The 23103-nt window shown below is 62.4% G+C and carries 24 protein-coding genes and 1 tRNA gene; 6 read left to right on the top strand and 19 right to left on the bottom strand.

The features are described from left to right. From IPU70_RS32835 to IPU70_RS21040, 17 genes are all read right to left on the bottom strand, one after another. Positions 1–1179 (bottom strand): site-specific integrase (locus IPU70_RS32835; RefSeq protein WP_242702617.1); only part of this gene is annotated, 1179 nt, incomplete at its 3' end. Continuing rightward, a complete protein-coding gene (locus tag IPU70_RS21115) occupies positions 1176–1859 on the bottom strand; it encodes a hypothetical protein (RefSeq protein WP_231690639.1) in 684 nt (227 codons plus the stop codon). The genes IPU70_RS21115 and IPU70_RS32835, both read right to left, overlap by 4 nt. 421 nt (positions 1860–2280) lie before the next feature. Further along, a complete protein-coding gene (locus tag IPU70_RS21110) occupies positions 2281–4827 on the bottom strand; it encodes a DNA topoisomerase (protein ID WP_054485445.1) in 2547 nt (848 codons plus the stop codon). Then, on the bottom strand, positions 4824–5234 hold the full coding sequence (locus IPU70_RS21105) for a hypothetical protein (RefSeq protein ID WP_006224637.1): 411 nt from the start codon (positions 5232–5234) through the stop codon (positions 4824–4826). The genes IPU70_RS21110 and IPU70_RS21105 overlap by 4 nt, the downstream gene beginning before the upstream one ends. Before the next feature lie 9 nt (positions 5235–5243). After that, positions 5244–5501, bottom strand: coding sequence for a hypothetical protein (locus IPU70_RS21100; RefSeq protein WP_006224638.1), 258 nt, complete (start codon positions 5499–5501; stop codon positions 5244–5246). A 56-nt stretch (positions 5502–5557) separates the two neighbouring features. After that, positions 5558–6064: a single-stranded DNA-binding protein gene (locus IPU70_RS21095; RefSeq protein ID WP_006224639.1), complete on the bottom strand. Its 507-nt coding sequence runs from the start codon at positions 6062–6064 to the stop codon at positions 5558–5560. Next, entirely contained in the window at positions 6061–6639 is a 579-nt protein-coding gene (locus IPU70_RS21090) for a hypothetical protein (protein WP_127186024.1), read from the bottom strand. The genes IPU70_RS21095 and IPU70_RS21090 overlap by 4 nt, the downstream gene beginning before the upstream one ends. 12 nt (positions 6640–6651) lie before the next feature. Beyond that, the gene (locus IPU70_RS21085; RefSeq protein ID WP_006224641.1) at positions 6652–7704 is read right to left on the bottom strand and encodes a PFL_4669 family integrating conjugative element protein; all 1053 of its coding nucleotides are present in this window, start codon (positions 7702–7704) and stop codon (positions 6652–6654) included. Between the two features lie 127 nt (positions 7705–7831). Continuing rightward, entirely contained in the window at positions 7832–9289 is a 1458-nt protein-coding gene (locus IPU70_RS21080; protein ID WP_006224642.1) for a hypothetical protein, read from the bottom strand. Between the two features lie 7 nt (positions 9290–9296). Then, positions 9297–9755: a hypothetical protein gene (locus IPU70_RS21075; protein WP_006224643.1), complete on the bottom strand. Its 459-nt coding sequence runs from the start codon at positions 9753–9755 to the stop codon at positions 9297–9299. 397 nt (positions 9756–10152) lie between these two features. Further along, positions 10153–10683 (bottom strand): hypothetical protein, encoded by a 531-nt coding sequence (locus IPU70_RS21070; protein WP_006224644.1) that lies wholly within the window; start codon positions 10681–10683, stop codon positions 10153–10155. Beyond that, positions 10680–12326 carry a ParB N-terminal domain-containing protein gene (locus IPU70_RS21065; RefSeq protein WP_006224645.1) on the bottom strand — a complete coding sequence of 549 codons (1647 nt, stop codon included), beginning with the start codon at positions 12324–12326 and terminating at the stop codon, positions 10680–10682. Before IPU70_RS21065 ends, IPU70_RS21070 begins: the two co-directional genes overlap by 4 nt. Beyond that, positions 12326–12550, bottom strand: coding sequence for a hypothetical protein (locus IPU70_RS21060; RefSeq protein WP_006224646.1), 225 nt, complete (start codon positions 12548–12550; stop codon positions 12326–12328). Before IPU70_RS21060 ends, IPU70_RS21065 begins: the two co-directional genes overlap by 1 nt. Positions 12551–12948: 398 nt before the next feature. Further along, positions 12949–13800 (bottom strand): ParA family protein, encoded by an 852-nt coding sequence (locus IPU70_RS21055; protein ID WP_006224648.1) that lies wholly within the window; start codon positions 13798–13800, stop codon positions 12949–12951. A 447-nt stretch (positions 13801–14247) separates the two neighbouring features. Then, positions 14248–14324: transfer RNA gene (locus IPU70_RS21050), tRNA-Pro, on the bottom strand. A gap of 117 nt (positions 14325–14441) precedes the next feature. Beyond that, entirely contained in the window at positions 14442–15407 is a 966-nt protein-coding gene (gene ispB / locus IPU70_RS21045; RefSeq protein ID WP_207469991.1) for an octaprenyl diphosphate synthase, read from the bottom strand. 196 nt (positions 15408–15603) lie between these two features. Continuing rightward, a complete protein-coding gene (locus IPU70_RS21040; RefSeq protein WP_207469989.1) occupies positions 15604–16773 on the bottom strand; it encodes a fumarylacetoacetate hydrolase family protein in 1170 nt (389 codons plus the stop codon). A gap of 103 nt (positions 16774–16876) precedes the next feature. Between IPU70_RS21040 and IPU70_RS21035 the strand changes: the two genes are divergently transcribed. The 5 genes from IPU70_RS21035 (at position 16877) to proB (ending at position 21073) form a co-directional block, all read left to right on the top strand. Continuing rightward, positions 16877–17635 (top strand): IclR family transcriptional regulator, encoded by a 759-nt coding sequence (locus IPU70_RS21035; RefSeq protein WP_207469987.1) that lies wholly within the window; start codon positions 16877–16879, stop codon positions 17633–17635. A gap of 311 nt (positions 17636–17946) precedes the next feature. Continuing rightward, positions 17947–18258, top strand: a complete 312-nt coding sequence (gene rplU, locus IPU70_RS21030; RefSeq protein ID WP_006216228.1) for a 50S ribosomal protein L21 — start codon at positions 17947–17949, stop codon at positions 18256–18258. Positions 18259–18292: 34 nt separating this feature from the next. Continuing rightward, positions 18293–18553, top strand: a complete 261-nt coding sequence (gene rpmA / locus IPU70_RS21025; protein WP_006216229.1) for a 50S ribosomal protein L27 — start codon at positions 18293–18295, stop codon at positions 18551–18553. Positions 18554–18742: 189 nt separating this feature from the next. Then, entirely contained in the window at positions 18743–19879 is a 1137-nt protein-coding gene (gene obgE, locus IPU70_RS21020) for a GTPase ObgE (protein ID WP_207469985.1), read from the top strand. 57 nt (positions 19880–19936) lie between these two features. Further along, complete coding sequence (proB, locus tag IPU70_RS21015; RefSeq protein ID WP_207469982.1) at positions 19937–21073, top strand: glutamate 5-kinase; 1137 nt, start codon at positions 19937–19939, stop codon at positions 21071–21073. Here the strand turns inward: proB and IPU70_RS21010 are convergent. Then, positions 21042–21752 (bottom strand): transcriptional regulator, encoded by a 711-nt coding sequence (locus tag IPU70_RS21010; protein ID WP_207469980.1) that lies wholly within the window; start codon positions 21750–21752, stop codon positions 21042–21044. The genes proB and IPU70_RS21010 overlap by 32 nt on opposite strands. A 79-nt stretch (positions 21753–21831) precedes the next feature. Here IPU70_RS21010 and IPU70_RS21005 point away from each other — a divergent pair, with 79 nt between their 5' ends. Continuing rightward, positions 21832–22284, top strand: coding sequence for a helix-turn-helix transcriptional regulator (locus tag IPU70_RS21005; protein ID WP_207469978.1), 453 nt, complete (start codon positions 21832–21834; stop codon positions 22282–22284). A 68-nt stretch (positions 22285–22352) separates the two neighbouring features. On the opposite strand, the gene IPU70_RS21000 is transcribed toward IPU70_RS21005, so the two are convergent. Next, positions 22353–22913, bottom strand: a complete 561-nt coding sequence (locus IPU70_RS21000) for a preprotein translocase subunit SecD (RefSeq protein ID WP_207469976.1) — start codon at positions 22911–22913, stop codon at positions 22353–22355. Between the last annotated feature and the right edge of the window lie 190 nt (positions 22914–23103).

Raw genomic sequence — 23103 nt, 5'->3', positions numbered from 1 at the left:
CACGACGTCTAGAAAGTCCAGCTCCGTGTATGCCATAGAAGTCCGTACATCGTCATGACGCATCGCCTTGGCGACCACCCGCACGTCCACTCCCATCGCGGTCAGCTGCCGCCCGAACGTGTGCCTTAGCCAGTGGGTCGACGCCCGCTCCAGCAGCACTGCGTCCTGATCCCGGCCAGCGCTACGAAACCCCGCAGCACATCGCTGAAAGGCGCCCGTGAGTATGTCCCAAAGGGTGGCGCGACGACGAATCTCGGCCCATCGGCGCTGACTACGGCGTCCTACCACGGTGGACGGGCAGCGCGCCGGCCCGTCCACCTTGCGAGTCCGCGTCGACAGGATGAGCGCCGTAGTGTCACCACACACGGGATCTGGCGGAAAGTTAAACGCGTATCGGTATGCACGAAGATCGTCCATGACTGCGGGTGGAAGAGCTACGCGGCCTGTTTTTCCTCCCTTCCCATGCCTCACAACTAAGGACCAGTGCGCGCGCCCGGACTTCGGATCAGCATAGAGCTCGACATCGCCCATACTTGCGAGAACCACTTCGCTCGCCCTCATTCCTGTGAATTGCAGCAGTCGCAAGATAAAACGATCCCGCAAGAACATGAGCTTCTTCTCAACCGATGTGCGGGAGGCCTTTTCCATCGAATCTAGAACCTCCTCAATCAAGTCTGGTGGCACTGCATGCCGGCGTGGAGCATCCCGGCCCACTCCCCCACCACTCCCAATCGATGCCATCGGATTGGCCCGCCGATACCCTGCCTCAAACCAAAACTTGAGGAGGGCATGCAACACTTTCTGAGCATTCGCCAAGGCAGAAGCACCAAGCCTGGCGCGAAAAGGCGTCCAATCGATATCACCAACGCGTGCTGCACGTCTTCCGCAGATGTGGTCGCCTGAATGCTCCCGCAAGAATTTTAGATAGCGGGTAACGTCGGGAATGGACCATCGACTCGGCCCATCAGACCCGACCAAGTCGCAATACCATCGGATGCGGAAGATCTCGCGCTGATAGTTCGCCAGTGTGTGCCGGCTCACCGGCGGCCTTCTTGCAGCGAGCGCCTGAAGCCAACGCTCTGCCGCCTCCCAGTCATCGCTAACATGTCCAAGGACGCAAGAAACGGCCTCAGAGCCGTTTGCAGTGACGAACTGGGGGAGAGGTGCCACTTCGCTCATCGCGGCGCTCCTGCGGCCCCCACCGCCGCTCTTCGGTACGATTCGAGCAGCGCCTGTTCCTCCTTCCTTAGCGCCTGCAGCCCCTCGTAGCGCTCCCTCCACAGCCGGCTTTCCGCGCGTGCTGCCTCAATCGCGCGCAGAGCAAACGCCCGACCGCCCTTCTCCGCTTCCGTGACGTTCGTCACGGTAGTCACAAGCGCAGAGAGCTTATCCGCCATCGCGGCCAACGCCCGCTCGGCGCTGTCGGCCTGACCTTGCACGCGGGCGAGCTCACACTGCTGGGCCACCATCGCAGCCTCTAACCGAGCGTTGTCAGCCTCCAGCACCTGCCGCCGGCGGCGGTGCTCCTCCAACTCAACGGCAAGCAGTCGAAGGGTAGTCGGATCATCCTGCCTCGCCGCACGCTCTGTCACTCGCGGAAGCGCAGTCGCGCGGAGATCCGGATCGACCTGCCCAGCAGAGGTACGAGCCAGGCGCTCTTGCACGCGAACCAACACGGAAAGGATGGTGGTCGTGGAAGGTCTTCGGGTTGGCGCGTAGGCACGCAGTATCCGTTGGTATGTTGGAACGCCGTATAGGCGGCCCGTGACCTCTAGCACCGCGCTTATCAGACCACCAAGAAAAGCGCGGTTATCTGCGACGTCAGGATAGGCAGCCTGGAGGCGAGAGATCTCCGCCATGATTTGCCGCGCCTGGTCGTCCGTTAGCTGAAACGCAGGCCTACCCATTGCCGCAGATCTCCAAGCTATTGATCACGAAAATCGTCATATTTATGATGCTGCTTCTTCACTACCGTACACACCGCGCAGTGTGTACGCTAAACAGCGAATACCGCACCTACAGGTTCTGCAGTGCTAAACAGCAGCCTGCAGGCCGTCCAAACGCTGGCGTCGCTCGACCGCGAGAGTCACGTCCATCATCCCGTCCACAAGCTGCCGTAGTGCCGCAACGTCAAGACTGGCAGTAACTGCCTCCCCGCATGCCCCAACCCCCAAGTCAATAGATAAGCTGGCTTTTGGCACTTGAAGGCTGTCATAGTGGTCAAAGTTCAGAGACACACGCCCTATGGTTCCAATAGCTGCCCTGAAAGGCACGTCCACCCTAATTCGACGCATGACCTTTCTCCCATTCGAAATGACGGCATTTAGGGAACTTGCTGCAGCCTAGAAAGCGCCTGGGCGACGTGCTCGAAGCCCGGCTCACGAGCTTTCCCGAGCCGCAAGTCGGGCACGCCGCTCCGGCAGCGCCACCGGGCGCCTCACGGCTGGCAGATAGCTGCAACGCCTCCGCGACCGGCATGGATGCCGTGACCGTCGCCGTGCGAACGCCTGGCTTTCCGCCATCGTCGGGCTGAGTGTGCTTGCACTGCGGATAAGCTGAACATCCCCAAAAGGCTCCCTTCGAGCTCTGCCGCAGGCGCAGCGGTTGCCGGCAAAGCGGGCACGGATAGCGCTTCTGCGTACCACCGAGCGTCACACCGGCGCCCGTATTGGCGTCACCTCTGGCCTCGAATTCAAACTCCAGACGCCACTCTGCATTTACCTTGAGCTTGGCACTGAACAGTCGCTTCGTCTTGCTGACGAAGCCTTCCAGCAGCCCCGTTTTCCCATCGATGTACAGAACAGTCAGCTCTGCGTCGGAAAGTTCGCGTCCTGCCACCAATCTAACCTGGCGAAACCCACATTCTGCGCTGCACGAGACTTGTAGCGTGCCCGCCTGCAGCGGCGCCTGACACTTTGGGCATGGCGCTGCAAGCCTGGTCTTTGGCGTCGCAGGGGCGGCCGCGGCCCTGGCCTTCAATGTCTCAACCAGGCGACGTGCAAACTGAGCGGTTTCGGTCATGAAGCGCGATCGGTCGTACTGGGCGCGCTCCATAAGTCGCAGTTTGCTTTCCCAATCCCCGGTCATCCTGGGCGAAGTCAATTCTTCAAGTCCGTTGGATTCCAAGAACTGCACAAGCTGAATGCCCTTGTCGGTGGGCACGAGATGCTGCTCCTTTCCCTCCCGCCGCAAATAGGGTTCAATCGGTCGTTTGGCACGATCATGATCCGCTAGGAGTACTTCGATAATGGCCGCGCGAGTGGCGGGCGTTCCAAGCCCTCGCTCTCGCATCGCCTCTCTCAGATCATCGTCCTCCAACAACTTTCCAGCGGTCTCCATTGCCCCCAGCAACGTGGCTTCGTTAAACCGGGCGGGCGGCTTCGTCTTCTGCGCCACGAGCTTCACGCCGCGATTCGCCGCGCCTTCGCCTTGCACCAATGGGCAAAGTGATGTGGAATCGTCCTCCGGATCAAGGTCTCGCCCATAGACCGCCATCCATCCAGCCTCTTGAAGCACTCGGCCCGTGGCCGTGAACTCGTGCCCTGCCATGACTGTCGTTCGCTCGGTCTTAGCGTAGACCGCGGGCGGGTGAAAGGCAGCCAGGAACCGTCGCACGACCAGGTCGAAAACCTTAGCTTCGCCTTCGGTCAGGCCTTCCGGAAGCTTCCCAGTTGGAATAATGGCGAAGTGATCGGAGATCTTCGCATTGTTGAAGATCCGCTTGTCCGGGCGCACCCAGCTATTGGCAATGATCCGTCCAGCATGCTCGCCGTACGCACCCACAGAGAGCGTCTCCATTACTGAGGCAGCTTTCCCCACATAGTCCTCCGGAAGCGCATTGGAGTCTGTGCGCGGGTAAGTTACAGCTTTGTGCTTCTCGTATAAGGCCTGGGTCAAGTCCAACGTTTTCTTGGCGGAGAATTTGAACCGCTTGTTGGCCTCACGCTGAAGCGTCGTCAAGTCGAACAACTTAGGCGGAGCGCTTGTTACTGCCTTGAACTCATCTCGCACCGTGGAGGGCTCCGCAGCGCGGCATCGTGCGTGCAGGGCCTCGGCCGCGGATTTGTCCCATATGCGGTGAGTCGTGTCGCCAGAGTCCCCCGAGTCGATAGACGGACCGCGCCAACGCGCGACATATTCGCCCGCCTGCACGGCGAAAGTCGCATGCAGTTCCCAGTATGGCCGCGGCACAAAGGAGCGAATGGCAAGCTCCTGGTGAACAACAATCGCGAGCGTCGGCGTCTGGACTCGCCCCAGCGAATTCCGCTCGCGTCGATCGGTCAGCACTTCAACCAATGCAGATACCGCTCTTGAACCATTAATGCCAACCAGCCAATCCGCCTCGGACCGGCTGCGCGCCGCATCGCCCAACCTGGCGAAGGCTGAGGCCGGCCGAAGCCCCTTGTAGGCCTCGCGGATCGCCGCAGGAGTCATGGACTGAATCCACATCCGATACACCGGCTTCTGCGCCTTGTGAAACTCATAAATCAGATTGAAGATCAGCTCACCTTCACGGCCCGCGTCGCAAGCGTTGACCACCGAGATCACATCCGGGCGTGCAATCAGCTTCCCGAGCAGCTTGAGCTGGTCGACCGTTCCGGGGATAGGACTCAGCACAAATCGGTCGGGAATGCGGGGAAGGCCACCGAACCCACCAGCAGGCTGACCAGGATCGGGGTCGGCAATCTGAACTAAGTGCCCTATGCCAGAGCTGACAACAAACTGCTCACCTTCCAGCCAGTTCCCGGCCTGACGGCACCCACCAAGCGCCGCAGCGATATCGCGAGCGACAGAGGGCTTCTCAGCGATTATGAGGGTCTTCGTCATTTCCGCTCCTGAGGGATACGTCGCGGCCAGTTCGTGCGCTTTCCATTCATTCGCAAGAAGGACGCCCGCGTCATTTCCTCGCGGCCCAACCGTCGAACAACCGAAAGCAAGTTCCAGGTGCCGAAGCAGAGCACGTACCCGAGGACATAAGCGATGAGGGCCATGTTGAAGGGATGTGCGGCAAACCCGGCAAGACCCTCATGCCCAGACTCGCCGCCAGACACGAAATAGGCGATAAGGTTTGCGAAAAGCACACCAGAGCAGAAAAGAGCCAGAACGCGCCACCACCGGCGCGGCGCTCCCATCGCAGCGATGCGCCCCTTCCTCGCCAGGGCGGCAGTCCCGAGAACAGTCTCAAGAGTGGCTAGGCGCACGCGCGCCAAATACTGACCAATAAAGTTACGCATGGCCCGCCCCTATGCGGCCCGGGCCATTGGACTTGCCGCCATGCCTTTGAGCACCACCACTCCACCGCCCAGCCTAAGCAAGTCCTCAACCTTCCGCTTGGCCTCTTGAAGGCTGTAGGCGACATCCGTCTTATCGGCCGTCTGCCACCAGTACCCCACCGAGCCAATCACGTCGACTCTGCCCACCACTCGCTGCTCTTTCCCGACACGCAGGACGTACGACTCGCGAAACTGCTCCCACTTCGGCCTTCTCGTGCTGATACGCATATCAATGTCCTCCACGTCAGAGGTGGCGGAGCCACCCCCGACCGATCGAATAATGGTTAGAGAGCGGTCGGCGCCGCCTCGGTAGCTCGGGGTGCTTCCGGCTGCGCCTTGGCGCGGTACTGCACGGCTTCAATCCGCTGAAGGCCCAGGGTGACTTTCTCGGCGTCCATGCACATGCCGGCCTCTGCCTGACCGCTTTGCTCGTTGATCCATGGCCGCACATATGCGGCCCCGACCACGCTGACGGCTGCCCCAACCCGCACCACCTCGTACACCCGCTTTGCAGTTCCCTCATGCCAGATGGTCACTTGGACGGGAAACGTCCGTGAGTCGTCCTGCACGTACCCCCCATTGCCATCAGATTTGTATTCCGAGCACATCACTCGGAGCTCGCAAATTTGGCGATCATCACCCTTCACCTTGACGGTCTTCAGCACTGGATTCACCAGAACATTTCCGCCCATCTCGCTTCTCATAGCCATTTCAATGCTCCAAAAAAGTTGATCCTCGTAGAACTCTCTTACCGCGTGGACAGGGTCGTTCGCCCGTTTCGGCAGCTTCAAGATTGCTGGTTTCGTTCATAGGTTCTTGTGTTTTGCTGCAAAACGGCGCGCGGCACCAAGTTTCCAGCCCGTTGGCGCAGCGCACCATTTCGCAAGTACGATTCCACTTGGTCGACGGCTTGGCGCAGCACGCTTTCAAGCGCGTTCAATTCCATCGCGCGAACGTCGCAGTTGCGGAAGTGCTCCACGACCGATGGCGGGAGCGTCTCCAAGATTCCTGCCAGCGCTTCAAATCGCACGTAGCGCGCATGGCCTCGAATGCACCAACGCAACCGCGCCCGTCCCAGCGCCCCGCGGCCACGCTCTTCTACTAGGCGCAAGTAGCAGCCGACTTCGAATCTGGTGGTATCCAGCGCCAGATCGCTCATGGCATCCCTTGCCTGCGCCACCGAATCAGCGAACTGCCGCGACAGGGAGCGGAACGCTCCCTTACCCTTAAAGGCTTTTATGTCCACGGATACGGACGAGCACGAGAACGATGGGACACTGGCGACCGCTCGCGCACCCTCCAGCCCGGAAGGTGACGGCAAACCTGTCATGCTGGTGAGACCATCTGCGACAGACTTTGGCGACATGAGCGTCTCCATCTAGGTCAGAAGGTTCTTGTCGACGCCTGTAGCAACTGCATCCGCTAGCGGCACCGCATCCAACAGTCGCAATTCGGCAGCAGATAGATTTAGCCGGCGCTTCGTATGGCGAGGAGCCTCCTCACCCATGAACACCGGCTTGGGCACCTCCCCGAATATGGCTTTCACGGCGCTCACGCGCTGCTGGGCTGACGCTTCTGCTCCCGCGACAAAGTCGACGCGACTTAGGGTGACGAGCTCGTCCTTCATCAGATACTTCTGCCAGTACAGAACGCGTTCAAAGACGCTCCGACATTTGTGCTTGACGGCCTGCAGTAGCGCATGACCTTGGCGTCCCGAAACTAGGTCGCGACGTTGAGCACTCTTCAACACTCGTGTGAAGTAGTCGACTTCCACGATGAGTAGCGCCACCATATAGCCATAGGGCGAGGCGAAGCCGAGCTGCATTTGCGCGGGCTCCCGGGACTGCAAAACCGAGTACGCGAGGCCCTTGGCTCTCATCTCGTCCAGCTTCAACAGCAGTTGCCCTTGTTCGGATTTGATGTATGCGCGCACTTCCTCAATGCGGGCCTTCGTTTCGACCAGAGCCCAGTCTGCATAGGGATTGTCATTCGACGACAGCGACCAAAGGGATCGAAGTGCTGCCGCAACACGCTTTCCACCCGCAATCGGAGCGCCGGGCTTGCCGGGCTCGACCGCCTTTCCCATAAACAGCCGAAGGGCCTCCAGCGTGTGAAGAGACATAACGTCCTGGCTCTCGGCGACCAGCGACGGCAACGTCTTTATCTGGCGCGCCTCAGAACTCCCAACCAAGGGGTCGGCGCCGGCACGCGCTTCATGGGCCTGACGCATACGCGTAAATTCGGCCTCGCGCTCGTAGTAGAGTTGCAAGCGCCCGAAGAGAGGATGGGCCGGGTCGGGGTCATCGTCGTTGAGGAGGGAGCCCAGTATGCGGCGCTCACCGTCGAGGTCGTAACGATCGGGAAATGGGGAGTTGTCCGCCGTCGCAAATGCGGACAGGGAAGAATCAACCGCCGTTTTTTTCGGTGCCATCAGGCGCTTCTCCGTTGTTGAATGTGTTTATGGGTGATGCTGGCCCGCATCGTTAGGAAATTGCTCCAGGGCGACAGCGTGGTCGCGAATGTCAATTTCCTTGTCGACCTGTTTTGCTGCAAAACACTCATGGCCGAGCCCTCCGCTCCGCCATCACCGCGCGTAGCTCTGCGATTCGGGCGCGTCCCTCTTCCTTCGACGAAGGCTGAGGACCCGGGCAGGCCTTCGCCGCCACCACAGCCTCCGCCGCCCGCACCGAGGCGGAAACCGCAACCAGGTTGCGACGACGCTGTTCTTCAAGATGGGCAAGCTCGGGCACGAATCGTCCTTGCTGGGCCAGGAGAACCAGTCGCCTCAGGTATCCGAGCGGGTTCTCCACAGATTGCCGTCTTGCTCGCGCGCCAAACTCGTCGAGCAGGGTTTGCCGGACAGCAGTTGGCGCGTAGCCAAGAATCGTGATCGCGCCCTGCCTGCTCTCTTGCGGAAGCACGTCTGGCCACAGAAGGGAGTCCAAATCAACCACCACTGACTCGTTTCGCTGCAAAACGGCCTCCCGTGCGCGCGCGTGGGTTGTGGTCGTTGCTGTATTCGGACCTGTAGTCGTATCCCTTATAGAAGTGGACGAATCTGGCAAACTGCTATGCATGTTTCCAGCAATCTGCAATGTACGAATCCCACAATCTGATATTTCCGGTTTGGCATTACCAGTTTGTCGGTTTCGTACATTGGCAGGCGCGGGGCCCGCTTGCGGCATAGTCTGCCCCGGCTCGCCCCTAGACATTTGGAATGCCTGGTGGCGCCGCGTGGTCGCCAAACCTTCCACCTCAGCCCTCTTTCGGGCTGCTGCTTGAGATGCGAACTGTGCTTCCAGAAGCTTGCAGAGCAGTGCGGGATCTACTTGCGTGTAAACGCGCTTGGCGCCGCGGTTCAGGTAGAACTCCTGTACGAGACCTAGCTCTTTCAGCTTATCCTTGGCGTTCTCCAACGAGCGTCTATTCAGCGCGAGATCCTCTTGCCAGTTGAGTGCGGTCAGGCTGAACCAGGGATACCCGGACTCGACGGACTTGCGCTGAAGCTGGAGCAGTCGCGACAGAAGTAGACCGGCGTTCACTCCGCCGGTCACGTCTGCCAGGATGCGGTGATACGCCGTAGTTGGCCCGAGCAGATCCCGCACCGCGCGCTCAGGCGCGCGCATGAACTCAAATGTGAGTTCGACAGGAAGGGCCTCCTTCCTGCACACCTCCAAGGCCCTCGCTATGTTCGGAAGGTTCATTCGATACCACAACGTGGCTGGCCGGCCCGCCAATGTCTCCTCTACGAAGCCGAGATTGCGGAGCCTGCGGCGCGCGGTGTCGAGCTCCGCGCGCGACAGGCCTGTCTCAAGCCACCACTGCTGCTGAGTTTTAAAGATCCAGCCGTTGGTTTGAGCTACGTCTCGTCCGGTTCGCGTCCAATGCGCGAGCTGGGACAGTACGATCGCCGCCTTCGGATTCCCGGTCATACGTGCCAAGAACAGTCCAAAGGCGATAGGCCGGCTCCGCTTCAGGGCCAGCCAAAGTCGGTCGTAGGCGATGTTGGTCGACATACGACTGTCAGCTACTCAGGCTCGGAGATGGACGCGCCAGCGCCGCGTTCGCGGCCTGTACGCGTAGTTCCCTATCCACTACCAGCCAGTTGACGCGAACGGCCGTTCGCGGGGGCATTCCGATGCGCATCGTTTCCAGAAAGCCGTTCCGCTCCAATAGTCTTCGCGCTGTGAGCTGCTCTTTGTAGGACAGTCCCAGGCGCGAACGCCATTCCTCCGCGTCGATATAGACCCAGTCGCCCGCTAGTTCGGTCAGGTCGGATTGGGCGGCAAGGTCGCTCAAGATGGCCGCAGCGTTGAGACTGCCTGCGAGCTCTACGAAGGCGCGATGGATGGTGATCGGCGCGTCCAAGACTCTTAGCAAGTAATGCTCGTTGGCCTGGTCGCGCTGGGCGACGGCATCCGTATCGGCGTTCGCTGTGTACTGTCGCCCGTAGGGATCGAGCGCAAAATCCCATGCTGTCATTGCGGACTCCCGTCTGGGCACACGTGCCGACCCTCGGTGACGAACTGAGGATCGTTCGCAGCGCTTCCGCGTCGATCAAAGAGGCGAATTGGGAACCACGCAGGGTCGATGGGCGAAGCCAAAGGTCCCAAGCCCCTCCTGGGCATTGGGAAGCAACTCAACAGCGACAGGATCCTAATCACGGCCGGCCCTCCACAGGCCGGCACGGCCTGACATCGCCTTCATAGGGGGCTGATCTGCCGCACGTTCCACGACCCGTTGCATCGCGAGTGTGTACGTCAGCGGGCGAAACGCCGGCGTGCCCTTGAGGACGGTGACCATGGCACCAGGAGCATCCTCGCCAGCGTTTGCGGGTAAGGCCCGCGGTGATTTTGTCGAAGTCATCGGCGATCTCCAGTTAGCGCTGATTGAGCGCGGCGAACAGTGTGAGAAGCGTGTGCTTTGGAAATGCCTCATGGAGTGCGAGATATCGCTCCCGGACGTCAGAAGTGGTCCCCTGCAGCTCCTTCCAAATGCTGTGCACCCGAAGGTATTCCGCTGGATCCAGCTCAACGGCTGGGCCAGGCGGACTTAGCCGCATATGCGCCCGCATCTGGTCCACTTCCGCTGCCGGTATTGCCGGAAACAGCGCGCGGATCAGCGATCCGCCCGCTTGTGCGCGGAGAAACCGTCGAAGCTGCGCCATGAGCTCCTGGCGTCGCTGGTGCTCGCTCTGTTGTTCCACCAGTGCTTCGGGGTCCACGTAGATGCGCACCGTGACTGCTGGAAGCATTGCATCAAGCCCTCGATCGCGAAGGCCAGCCAATAAAAGTTCCGCCGTGTGCTGTGGTAGCGCCCCGTCGGCATGTGCGCGCCGCCGGATCTGTTCGTTCAGCTCTCGCAGCGCTTTGCGTTTCAGGGTGGGATGGGTCAACTCCAGGAAATTCATGACGCGCCTCCAGTCAACTCCACCGGCACGCCCACCGATTGCCAGAATGAGTCCTTCGAACGCTCAGGAAATGCTTGATTGAACTGTCGGACGGCTTGGATCACCCTGAGATACACAAGCCCAGTGGCATCATCCGGGTCCGTCATTCGACGCACGACGTGGTAGGAGCCGTCTGCGTAAACCGGGTCTCCCAACAGGTTGTCGCACGCATCCTGCCAGGAGTCAGTGCTTTCGGCGTGGAGCTTGAAGTCTGACTCAAGGGACAGAGCCGCGAGGCCTGCGGGCGTGTTTTGTTGCGACAGAAGGACCAGCCACCACCACGCGTAATAACGTTCGGCGTAGTCCCCACCCTGCAGAGCTTGTTCTTGCAATGAGCCCAGGTCGCCGCCAACATCCTTGGGTATCTCGACCATGAAGCGCAAAGGCAGCTCGTCAACGGACAGGAGGCACCCTTGAAGATGGCTGACCGTCACGAGTTCCTCCAGCGCATGCCAGAGTTCCCGTTCGGCGGAGCCTCGACTGTCGGCGGGCGGCTGCTTCGAACTCGGCTGCGCGCCGGCGGCTTCAGTGTCGTGCTCACCATTCCGCCGCGAGGTTGAGGCATTGGAGGTTTCATGCTGCGGAGGCAGCTTCATCTGCGTGGCCACGTTCGCTGAATCACGGCCTGAACTTTCATCGGCACCGTCCGAGGCTTGCGTGTCTGCCAGGGAGCTGCCTGGTGCTGGCGCATGCTGCTTCGCGTCACGCACCAAGCTCGCGGATTCAGCGTCCGGATTAGCCTGGAGGATCTGCACCGCGCGTTGGAGCTCGTCCACCGTAAGACTGATGCGCTGGGCGAAGTTCTCGTCAAGACGAGCAGTGAATGCCGCGAAGTCCAGCGACTTGGTCGCGACGTAGCGCTCTCGCATGTGATCGATCGCGAGCGTCCAAGCCTGGTCGAGAGCCTCCTCGGCACCAAGCTTCGCCGCAATCGTCGCCAGCCGACTGCGTGCCGGTATGAAGCGGTCCTGCACATCGCGCCTGGAGAGCTGGCTGGCCGCGCACGCCAGGTCGGCCAGATGCTTCATGGTGAAACCATAGTGGCTCAGAAGCGCAGGGGACGCCTGTATTCCTTCACCTGCTTTGAGGTGTTCGGAAAAGTCACGCAAGCTCATCGGGCCGCCGCGTTCGCGCTCCACCTCCTGCTTCAGGTCAAAGGTCGAACGCGCTGCGTCCCAAAACAGCAGGCCCGAGCGTTGGTCGTTCTCCACCATATGGGCCGCGAGAAGGGCTGCCTCGCTGCGGTACGGAACCTTCACGAAGTCCATATGCAAGAACTGCATATGGCCTTCGGCGACCAGTTCCTGCAGGATTTCCAAGCGGGTGTTGCCGCCCTTAGCCGGGATGTACTGCTTCTCGCCAGGTCTCTGCGTAACAGCAATCATCTGATCGAGGCCGCGCGTGCGGATCGACTCCTTGATCTCGTCGTACTTTTCATTGCGAACCGTCCGCGGGTTGCGCTCGTACAGACGGCAGTCGTCTCGGACATTGAGGGTAATCACGTTGGTCAACGCCGAGTCGATTGCGGCAGGGTCCGGCGACCTTTCGCTCAGCCGCGAAGCGATCATTTGGTCCAGGTCTACTTTCTTCGATGCGGGCTTCATCAGTTGCCCCTCAGGATTGGCAGCTTTTCGTCCTCGCCAGCGAGGGCGGTGGCCATGAAAAGCAAGTCGTCTTCATCAAGCACGCCGAGGTTTCGATACGCGCTCACGGCGCCTAACACCACGCCCAAGTGCAGGGCGCGTTCGGGGGAGCCCGCGGTTGCACGATGCAAAAGATCGAGCTCGGTGCTCAAGTGCAGGAGAGCAAGCTCCTTGTTCGTGCTCATGCCTCTACCCTCCCCGAGCTGATGGCGGACCACGCTTTCAAGTAGGGCGTTGGGTCCGGCACGATAAAGATCGGGCGGTGGACCCAGCGATGGAGGACTGGGTCTTCAAAAATTCTTGCGGCCTCGGTCTCTGAGACGCCCATAAGGCTCATTTCGCTGAAGCTCACGACTTCGGAGGGAGCCGTCGACGTAGAATCAAGGCCGACGGGTCGCATCGCGAGGAGAGCGGTCTGCACTACGGCAGCAGCACGCGCGCGTCGCATTTCCAGGGGCGCGTGATCTGAAGACACGGCCACGTAAAACGTCAGGGGCGGCTGCTCTCCTCCAGCAGGCGCGGTTGCGCGGAACACGTCTCCGATGTCCGGCAGTTCGGGAAGTCTAATGGCTCTTTTCATTGCTCAAGCCCCCGCGTCACTAGGCTGGCCCTGACCGTCCACGTAGATGCCGTTCAATGCGGGGAAGAGCTCCCAAGCCAAGCGGTGCATGACGTCCCAGGGCGACTTGTCCCCCCTGCGACGGTCGTATTGATGAACCGGAATTCGTGCAGTCGTCGCAGCGGTATAGGCGGCTGCATGCGGAACGACCGTCTCTAGAATGCCCTTCACCTGCCGATGACCGAGGAAGCTTCGGCGAATTTGATCCGCAACGTGACGCGCGTTGTTGTTACGCTCCAGGGCGCTGATGACGACGTATAGGTCCCCACTGCGGAAGTCGGCGCCGAAGTCGGACAGACTGTTCAAAGACTCCATCATGCGCAGCGTGCCGTCTGCAAATTCAGCCGCAGACAGAACGTCAGGCTTGATCGGCGACAGGATCACGTCCGCCGCCATCGCCGCCGTCTTCTGCAGCTCGCCCGCCGCGCCCTGGGTGTCGATGATGATCGCGTGGTATTTCTCGACGGCCGCTGAGCGCCTCACTGCCCGGCGCATTATCAACAGACGATCTTCACGATCCTTCAGCCACGTTTGCAGATTCCCCGCGACAGCATCCGAGCAAACGATGTCGATTCCCGGAATCGCGGTCTTGCTGATGCAGTCTTCGGTGACGAGGCCACCGCGCGTAATAACTCGCGTCAGCCCGTGTTCAGCGCGCTGTTCGATGGGGTAGTACTTCGTCAGGCTGTTCTGTTCGTCCGCGTCGAACAACAGCACCTGCATGCCGAAATCGGCAAATATTCCTGCGAGATTTGCGCAGGTTGTGGTCTTCGTGACTCCACCTTTGGTGGACGCGACAGCGATCACGTGTGGCATGGCGTTCCTCTTTTCGGCGCTAGGCCATTCGGCCCAGTTGCATACCCGTTCAAGGGCGGTTATCGTTAGTCAAAACACGGTTCCGTGTTACACGATTTTGTGTAATTCAGGGCGACATTACCCGAATCCGTGTAATTCGGCAAGATAGGACTGGCGATGGAATATCAGGAATTTGTAGAAGCCGCGCTCAAGGGGCGCAGCGTGAACAGCATGGCGAAGGCGTGGGGTCTGAAACAGCAGACCCTGGATCGCTATGTGAAGGGCACGCACCTTCCGGACTACCGGACTGCTATGCTGATGGCTCAGGAAGCGGGCGTCGCGATCGATGCGACGTTCATCTTGCTGGCACAGGAAGAGAGCAAACGCAAAAAAGCCGGCGCCGCTTTCGCGGTTCCGGCTATTGCTGCTGGTGTCGAGAACACCACCAAGAATTCGACCACAGATAAGTGGTCGGGGCGAGAGGATTCGAACCTCCGACTCCTGCGTCCCGAACGCAGTACTCTACCAGGCTGAGCTACGCCCCGAGTCTTACTACCTTACTGCTGATCTCGTTGCGCTCAGTGCAACCAAACCATCTTCGCTTTGACAGAACCGCTACGTTTCAGGCTGCTGGGTTTCCCCAGATTTTTCGCCTAATTCGCTTAGCGATCTCTATTCACCGCGAAAGCGCAGAATTCTAACAGAGAATTTAGAAAAGGGGAAATGGGGTAGCCAGAAAGTGCCTGGCGAGCCAGATCGGCCTCGGCCACGGCAGCCTGGCGGGCGTGCTCCAGGGCGTCGGTGGCCTGGATGGCGGCGGCCACGGCGGCGAAGTCGGCGTCGCCGGTCTTGATGGCGTCGCGGATCAATTGCTGCTGTTCCGGGGTGCCCACTTCCATCACGCGGATCAGCGGCAGCGTGGGTTTGCCCTCGCGCAGGTCGTCGCCGACGTTCTTGCCCAGGGCAGCGGCGTCGCCGCTGTAGTCCAGCACGTCATCCACCAGCTGGAAAGCGGTACCCACGTGGCGGCCGTAGGCGGCTGCGGCGGTTTCCTGTTCGGGGGTGGCGCCCGCCAGCACGGCGCCCACCTGGGCGGCGGCCTCGAACAGCTTGGCGGTCTTGTAGCGCACGACTTGCAGGTAACGTTCCTGCGATACGTCCGGGTCATGCACGTTCAGCAGCTGCAGCACCTCGCCTTCGGCGATCACCGTGGTGGCCTCGGACAGGATGCTCATGACACGCATCGAGTTCGCTTCCACCATCATCTCGAAGGAGCGCGAATACAGGTAATCGCCCACCAGCACGCTGGCGGCGTTGCCGAAGACCGCGTTGGCGGTCTCGCGGCCGCGGCGCAGGTCGGATTCGTCCACCACGTCGTCGTGCAGCAGGGTGGCGGTATGGATGAACTCGACCACGGCGGCCAGCAACTGATGGTGCGTGCCCTCGTAGCCCAGCGCGCGCGCCACCATCAGCACCATGGCCGGCCGCATGCGCTTGCCGCCCGCTCCAATGATGTAGTCGCCGATCGTGCGGATCAGGACCACTTCGGAATTCAGCCGCTCGCGGATGACCGCGTCGACGGCTTTCATATCGTCTGCAATGGGGGCAACAAGCTCGGGGAGATTCAAGACGTATCCGGGAGAGTGAAACGAGCCGTGGCGCGGACGCGTGCCGGCTCTTACCGCTGGGCCCGCCGCAGAGGGCGGGGGATTCGACCAAGGATTATACGGGGAGTGACGGACCTGAGCCGTCACCCTGGCAGAATCGCCGACGGGGACGGCGCCCAGCGCGCCCTCCCCCTGCCCGGCGCCATCTTGCAGCGGATCAGGCCTCTTGCCGCAGCATGCCGCGGCCGGCCAGATTGGCATAGAGCGCGCGCACCCCGAAGGTCCAGGGCTCGATCTCGGTGGCCAGCCGCACTTCGTTGACCAGCGCCCCCAGGCGTTCGGAGGCGATCACGACGCGGTCGCCCAGCTTGTGGGTGAAGCCAGTGCCCGGACCCATGCGATCCTGGGTGGGCGAGAACATGGTGCCCAGGAACAGCATGAAACCGTCCGGATACTGGTGGTGCCTGCCGCAAGCCTGGCCCACCAGGTCCAAGGGATCCCGGCTGATTTCGCGCATGTGGCTCACGCCGTCCAGTTCGAAGCCGTCCAGGCCCTCAATGCGCAGGGACACATCAGCCTGGCGCACGCTGTCCAGGTTGAAGCCGCCATCGAACAGGCGGATAAAGGGGCCGATGGCGCAAGAGCCGTTGTTGTCCTTGGCCTTGGTCAGCAGTAAGGCGGAGCGACCTTCGATGTCGCGCAGGTTGACGTCGTTGCCCAGGGTGGCGCCGACAACTTCGCCGCGGCTGTCGACCGCCAGCACGATCTCGGGTTCGGGATTGTTCCAGCGGGATTCGGGCAGCACGCCGATCCGCGCGCCCGTGCCCACCGACGCCATGGGCGGCGCCTTGGAGAAGACCTCGGCGTCCGGGCCTATGCCCACCTCCAGGTACTGCGACCACTGGCCCCGCCCGGTCAGTTCGGCCTTCAGCTTGGCCGCTTCGGGCGAGCCCGGTCGCAGGCGGGACAGGTCCGAACCGATCAGCGCCTGCATGCGGACGCGGATTTCCTCGGCGCGGCTGGCGTCGCCGCCCGCTTCTTCCTCGATCATGCGTTCCAGCAGGCTGATGGCGAAGGTGACGCCCGCCGCCTTGACGGGTTGCAGGTCGCAGGGCGCCAGCAGGCGCAGTCCGTCCTGGCCCGCCAGGCTGGCGGCCATCAGGGTCCGCACGTCGCCCAGCGACTCGCCGGTGGCGCTGGCCGCCAACGCCACGCGGTCGGGACGGTCCAACAGGTCCGCCATGGTGGGCACGGCCGCCGTGATGTCGATCACCTCGCCCTGGCGGACCGCCACCACGCTGGGGCCATTCACCAGCCCCGGCCGCCACACTCGCCCCACCAGCAACGCCTGTTCCAGGTCGGCAGGTAGCGCCTTTGCTTGATCCATGAGTCTCCCTCGCCTTGCTCGAATGATGTGCGGGGCAGTCTAGGAGAGTTCGATTATCATGTCCAACACCCTGAATTAATGTCCAATATATTGGACAATCAACATGACTTCCGAGTACGACGTCCCCGCCATCCGCCGCACCCACGACATCCTGCGGGTGCTCGCCAGCCGCCGCGCGCCGGTCAAGGCATCCGAGCTGGCCGAATCCTGCCAGCTGGCCCGCAGCACGCTGTACTTGCTGCTGGATTGCCTGGAGCAACGGCGCTGGATCGAACGCCGCGAAGGCGGCTACGTCATCGGCATCGAACTGATGGCGCTGGGCTACGCCTACTTGCGCCAGGACGGGCTGCAAACCGCTTTCCAGGCGGCGGCGGGCGCCTTCGTGGCGCGCCACAATGAAGTGGTGCAACTGGCGACGCTGGACGGCTTCGACGTGGTCTATCTGGCCCGCGAGGATGCGCGCCGTCCGGTGCGGCTGGTGTCGGACCTGGGCTTGCGCCTGCCCGCGCACGCCTGCGCGCTGGGCAAGGCGCTGCTGGCCAGCCTGCCACCGGACGAACTGGCCGCCTGCCTGCCAGACGCGTTGCCCCGCGTCACCGAACGCAGCCTCGCCACCCGCGCCGCGCTCGACCAGGAACTGGAACAGGTGCGCAGCACCGGGCTGGCGCAGGACCAGGAGGAAGTGGCCACGGGCCTGGTCTGCTATGCCGCCTACGTCGGCATGACGCCGCTGGGCAAGCGGGTGGCCGTCAGCACCTCCATCCCCACGGACCGGCTGGATGCGGCGCACCGCCGCGACGTCATGGCAGGGATCCGGCTGGTGGCGCGCGACATCGCCCTGCGCGTGATCCCCGGCGCTTGAAGCGCGCACGCCACACCTAAGCCCTTAGCCTGCAACAGCTTTTTGACTTTCCGAAAGTCCCAGGCTAATATTCCTGATTCGGTCAGCAATGCTCGAATTACGTCGGTTGCATTTGCGTCACCCCTCTGGGTGCAGAGGTAGGCTTAGACCCGGTCTTAAATCCGGTTTTGGATCTTCCTCAAGCATCAAGGCCTTTTTTCTTTCCGCCAAACTCTGGCGCCAGATGAAAAGAGTGTCCCGCCAGAGCGGCAGTCCCGCCCAGCAGGGCAGGCAGCGCGGATGAACCCATTTACCTATTTAAGGAACACCCCATGTACGCGGTCGTAAAAACCGGTGGCAAGCAGTATCGCGTTGCCGCTGGCGAAAAACTCAAGATAGAACAGATACCGGCAGACATTGGGCAAGAAATCACCCTGGACCAAGTGTTGTCCGTGGGCGAAGGCGACCAGCTGAAAGTTGGCACGCCCCTCGTCTCCGGCGCCGTGGTCAAGGCAACGGTTCTTGCGCAAGGCCGCCACGACAAGGTCAAGATCTTCAAGATGCGCCGTCGCAAGCACTATCAGAAGCGTCAGGGCCACCGTCAGAACTACACCGAAATCCGCATCGAAGCCATCACGGCTTAAGAAGCGACTCGGTACCACTTAGCAGGAGCTAAACATGGCACAGAAAAAGGGCGGCGGCTCTACGCGGAACGGACGCGACTCAGAATCGAAGCGTCTGGGCGTCAAGGCATTCGGCGGCGAATTGATTCCCGCTGGTTCGATCATCGTGCGTCAGCGCGGCACGCGCTTCCACGCTGGCGTGAACGTCGGCATGGGCAAGGATCACACCCTGTTCGCGCTGATCGACGGCAAGGTTCAATTCGGCTTCAAGGGCGCGTTGAACAAGCAGACCGTTTCGATCGTCGCTGCCGAGTAATCGGACAAGCACGGTCAGCAACGCGGTTCGCCGCGTTTCAGAACGGCAAAAGCCCTGTCGCATGCGGCAGGGCTTTTTTGTTTTAGGCTTTTTCGTTTTAGGGCAGCAGCCGGACGGTTCCGGCCCCTGCCTCCTGGCGGCGCCCGATGACGGGCGTGCGCCCCACCACTCACTACACGCGCGGACATCATGAAATTCGTAGACGAAGCCACCATCGAAGTCGTCGCCGGCAAAGGCGGCAATGGCGTGGCGAGCTTTCGCCGCGAAAAATTCATTCCTCGAGGCGGCCCGGACGGCGGCGACGGCGGACGCGGCGGCACCATCTTCGCGGTGGCCGACCGCAACATCAATACGCTGATCGACTACCGCTACGCGCGCCTGCACCGCGCCAAGAACGGCGAAAACGGCCGCGGCTCGGACCAGTACGGCGCTGCCGCTCCGGACATCACGCTGCGCGTGCCGGTGGGCACCATCATCCATGACGCCGAAACCGGCGAAGTCCTGTTCGACCTGAACCAGCACGAGCAAAAAGTCGTGCTGGCCGCCGGCGGCCAGGGCGGCATGGGCAACATCCACTTCAAGTCCAGCGTGAACCGCGCGCCGCGCCAGTGGACGCCGGGCAAGGAAGGCGAACACCGCTACCTGCGCATGGAACTGAAGGTGCTGGCGGACGTGGGCCTGCTCGGCCTGCCCAACGCCGGCAAGTCCACGCTGATCACCCGCATTTCCAATGCAAAGCCGAAGATCGCGGACTACCCCTTCACCACGCTGCACCCCAACCTGGGCGTGGTGCGCACCTCGCCGTCGCGCAGCTTCGTCGTGGCCGACATTCCCGGCCTGATCGAAGGCGCCTCCGAAGGCGCCGGCCTGGGCCACCTGTTCCTGCGCCACCTGGCGCGCACCCGCGTGCTGCTGCACCTGGTGGACGTGTCCACGCCCGATCCCGATGCGGATCCGGTCGAGCAAGCCGTGGTGGACGCGCGCGCCATCGTCGAGGAACTGCGCCGCTACGATCCGGAACTGGCCGCCAAGCCGCGCTGGCTGGTGCTGAACAAGCTGGACATGGTGCCCGATCCCGAGGACACCAAGCGCCGCTTCCTTGAACTCTACGACTGGAAGGGTCCGGTGTTCGGCATTTCCGGCCTGTCGGGCGAAGGCACGCAAGACCTGATCTACGCGCTGCAGGACTACCTGGACGCCGAGCGCGAAAAGGAATACCTGTCGCAAGATCAGGCCGAAGCCGACTATGTCGCGCCGGACCCGCGCTTCGACGACAAGCGCTCGACCGCCGACCAGCGGCCCACGCCGCGCGGCGACGACGAATAAGCCATAATCGCAGTCCTTACGATTACGCCTTTTTTATCGCCGCAGCCGGCCGCCATCATGTCTGCTGAAACACCCGCCGTTTCCGTCGTCACCAACGCCCAGCGCCTCGTCGCCAAAGTCGGCTCGTCGCTGGTCACCAACGAAGGCCGCGGCCTGGACCGCGCCGCCGTGGCGCACTGGGCCGCGCAGATCGCTGCCCTGCACAAGCAGGGACGGCAGATCGTGCTGGTCTCCAGCGGCGCCATCGCGGAAGGCATGGCGCGCCTGGGCTGGCGCAAACGCCCGTCGGTCATGCACGAACTGCAGGCCGCCGCGGCCGTGGGCCAGATGGGCCTGTGCCAGGCCTATGAGGCGGCTTTCGCCGAATACGGCCTGCGCACCGCCCAGATCCTGCTGACCCACGAAGACCTGGCCGACCGCCACCGCTACCTGAACGCGCGCAGCACGCTGTTCGCACTGCTGCGCCTGGGCGTGGTGCCGATCGTGAACGAAAACGACACGGTCGTCACCGACGAAATCCGGCTGGGCGACAACGACACGCTGGGCGCGCTGGTCACCAATTTGATCGAAGCCGACACGCTGGTCATCCTGACGGACCAGCGCGGCCTGTACGACTCCGATCCGCGCAAGAATCCCGAGGCGAAATTCATGGCGCACGCCCAGGCCGGCGACCCGGCGCTGGAAGCCATGGCTGGCGGCGCTGGCAGCGGCATCGGCACCGGCGGCATGCTGACCAAGGTGCTGGCGGCCAAGCGCGCCGCGCACAGCGGCGCGCACACCGTGATCGCGTCGGGTCGCGAACGCAATGTGCTCACGCGCCTGGCCCAGGGCGAATGCATCGGCAGCGAATTGCGCGCCGTGCTGCCCGTGTGGTCGGCGCGCAAGCAATGGCTGGCCGATCACCTGCGCCTGCGCGGACGCGTGGTGCTGGACGACGGCGCCGTGCAGGCGCTGCTGCGCGAAGGCAAGAGCCTGCTGCCCATCGGCGTGACCGAGGTGGACGGCGAGTTCGGCCGCGGCGACGTGGTCGCCTGCGTGGATGGCCAGGGCCGCGAATGCGCCCGGGGCCTGATCAATTACTCATCGGCCGATACCCGCCGCATCCTGCGCCAGCCTTCGTCGCAGATCGCGCGCATCCTGGGCAGCATGACCGAACCCGAACTCATGCACCGGGACAACCTGGTAGTGCTCTGAAGCCCTGCCCTCTCGCAGCGCCCTCGGGCAGCAGGATGTAGCCCCATCCGCGCACCGCGAGCACGGGCAGGTCGATATTGAGACGACGCGCCTTGCTGCGCAGCCGCGACAACAGCACATCCACCCGCCGCGCCCCATCCAGGGATTTGCGCGTGCCGGCCGGGAAGAAGCATTCCCGGCGCAGGCAATAGCCTGGCGCGTTCAATAAGCGGACAAAAAAAGCGCGCTCCGTTACCGTCAACGGCAGGTACTCGCCAGCAGGCCCGGCCAGTGCGCCAGCATGCGGGTCGAGCCGCCAAGGCAGTGCGACGGCCGGCGTGCGCCGGTGCAGATTGCGCAGCAAAGCATCCCATTCCAGCACGTCCCTGTCTGCGGACATACAGACGTCCGCGCCCGCATCCAGCGCGGCGATGCGATCGGACGCGCTGGCCGCCGCGGCATGCCACAGCACCGCCGCGGCTGGCGCCGCACGACGCAACATGGCGATGAGAGCCGGCACGCCCTTGATACCTCCCAAAAGTACCAGGGCATCAGCCGCCTGGGCCTGCAAGTGTTCCAATACCCCGGCGGACGTATCGAAGACCCGGGCCTGCCAACGCAACAGACGCAAGGCCTCGGCGAAATCCTCGCCCGCCGTTTCGTCGAGCCGTACGACGAAGACGCTGCCTCGTTGCTCCATGCGCTCACCTTTGATAAATATCACTTAAGTAATATTTATAACCACCAAAGCGCGTGACCAGCAAGCTTCAATCGCCGGTGTGAAAACATTCTCAGACCGACTGAAGCATGCGCGCCTGCTGCGTGGCCACACGCAGAAGGATCTCGCCCGTCTGGCGCGCATTTCGCAAAGTGCCATCGGCAGCTACGAAAGCGACTTGCGGCATTCAAGCCGTTCGGCCCGCAAGCTGGCGCAAGTCCTGAAGATCGAGGTCGAATGGCTGGAAACCGGCAAAGGCCCCATGGAACTCCCCGTGGAAGGCTACGACCTCAGCAACACCCTGCCTGCACCTGGCGTGGCCGAACCCGCGCCGCGCCCCGGCGGCCGGCCGCGCCCGATGGCGCCCTGGCCCTTCCCGAATATTTCGCCTTCGCAGTTCGAATCGCTCACGGCTGACGACCGCCTGATCCTCGAATCGATCACGCAGGCCTATATCGAAAAAACCATCCTGCTCCGCCGCGGCACGAAGACGCGCGGCCGCAAGCCGGGTTGATCGCCGGCCATCTTTCCTGCAGGCGTAAAAAAGCCCGGCATTGCCGGGCTTTTTTTCGCTTGCTTCGCTCAGGGCTTGGCAGCGGGCGCCGGGGCGGCGCCGCCAGCCGGCGGCGTGGCAGCGTCGCCGCGGATCTTGGCGGCGATTTCGGAGGCGGCCTGGGCCGAGGCCACGCCGAAGGCGAGGACGCCGCGGTTCAGCGGTTCGCCGATGAGCGGGGCGGCGACCAGTTCCTGGTCGATCACGAGCGCCAGCATGTTGCCGACGTTCTTGGTGCTGACGTCATTGAGCTTGCGGGCGCCGGCTTCCGAGAAGCGCAGGCCGACGAAGTTCTGACCTTGGCGGTCGACCAGCGCGGCGGCGTCGGTGAGGTCGGCGCGCGTCAGGACAGGCACGGACTGCATGTAAAGCTTGCCGTCGGGCAGCGCGATTTCACGCAGGCCAGCGCCGGGCTGCTTCTGCGCCAGATAAAAGTCCACGGAGGCCGCGGCGGCGGGCTTGGTCGCTTCTTGGCCAGCTTGCGGCGTGGCGGTGTCGCCAGACGTCTTAGTCGGGGCGGTCTTGCAACCCGCTAGCGCCAACGTCACGACTACCAGGGCGGGCGCCAATTTGCGTAGGGTCAGTTGCATGCTCGATTCCTTCTTAAGTGGACTAAGACCAGGCCACTTCTCCATGGCCGGTAATGGGAAAAGTGTACCGAACCTGAATGACAGTGTCGCCCCAGTCTGAATCCAATTGTAAAGCGGTAATACCAGCTTCGGCCTGCACCGGTCTTCGCGGCGCAGCAGCCGCGCGATTCGTCGGAACGCGCGCCAGCCT

The organism is Achromobacter sp. SD115, assembly GCF_017355315.1.
Classification (GTDB): domain Bacteria; phylum Pseudomonadota; class Gammaproteobacteria; order Burkholderiales; family Burkholderiaceae_B; genus Achromobacter; species Achromobacter xylosoxidans_B.
Note: the sequence above shows the minus strand (reverse complement) of the source record. Positions and strands in the feature narration are given on the sequence as shown.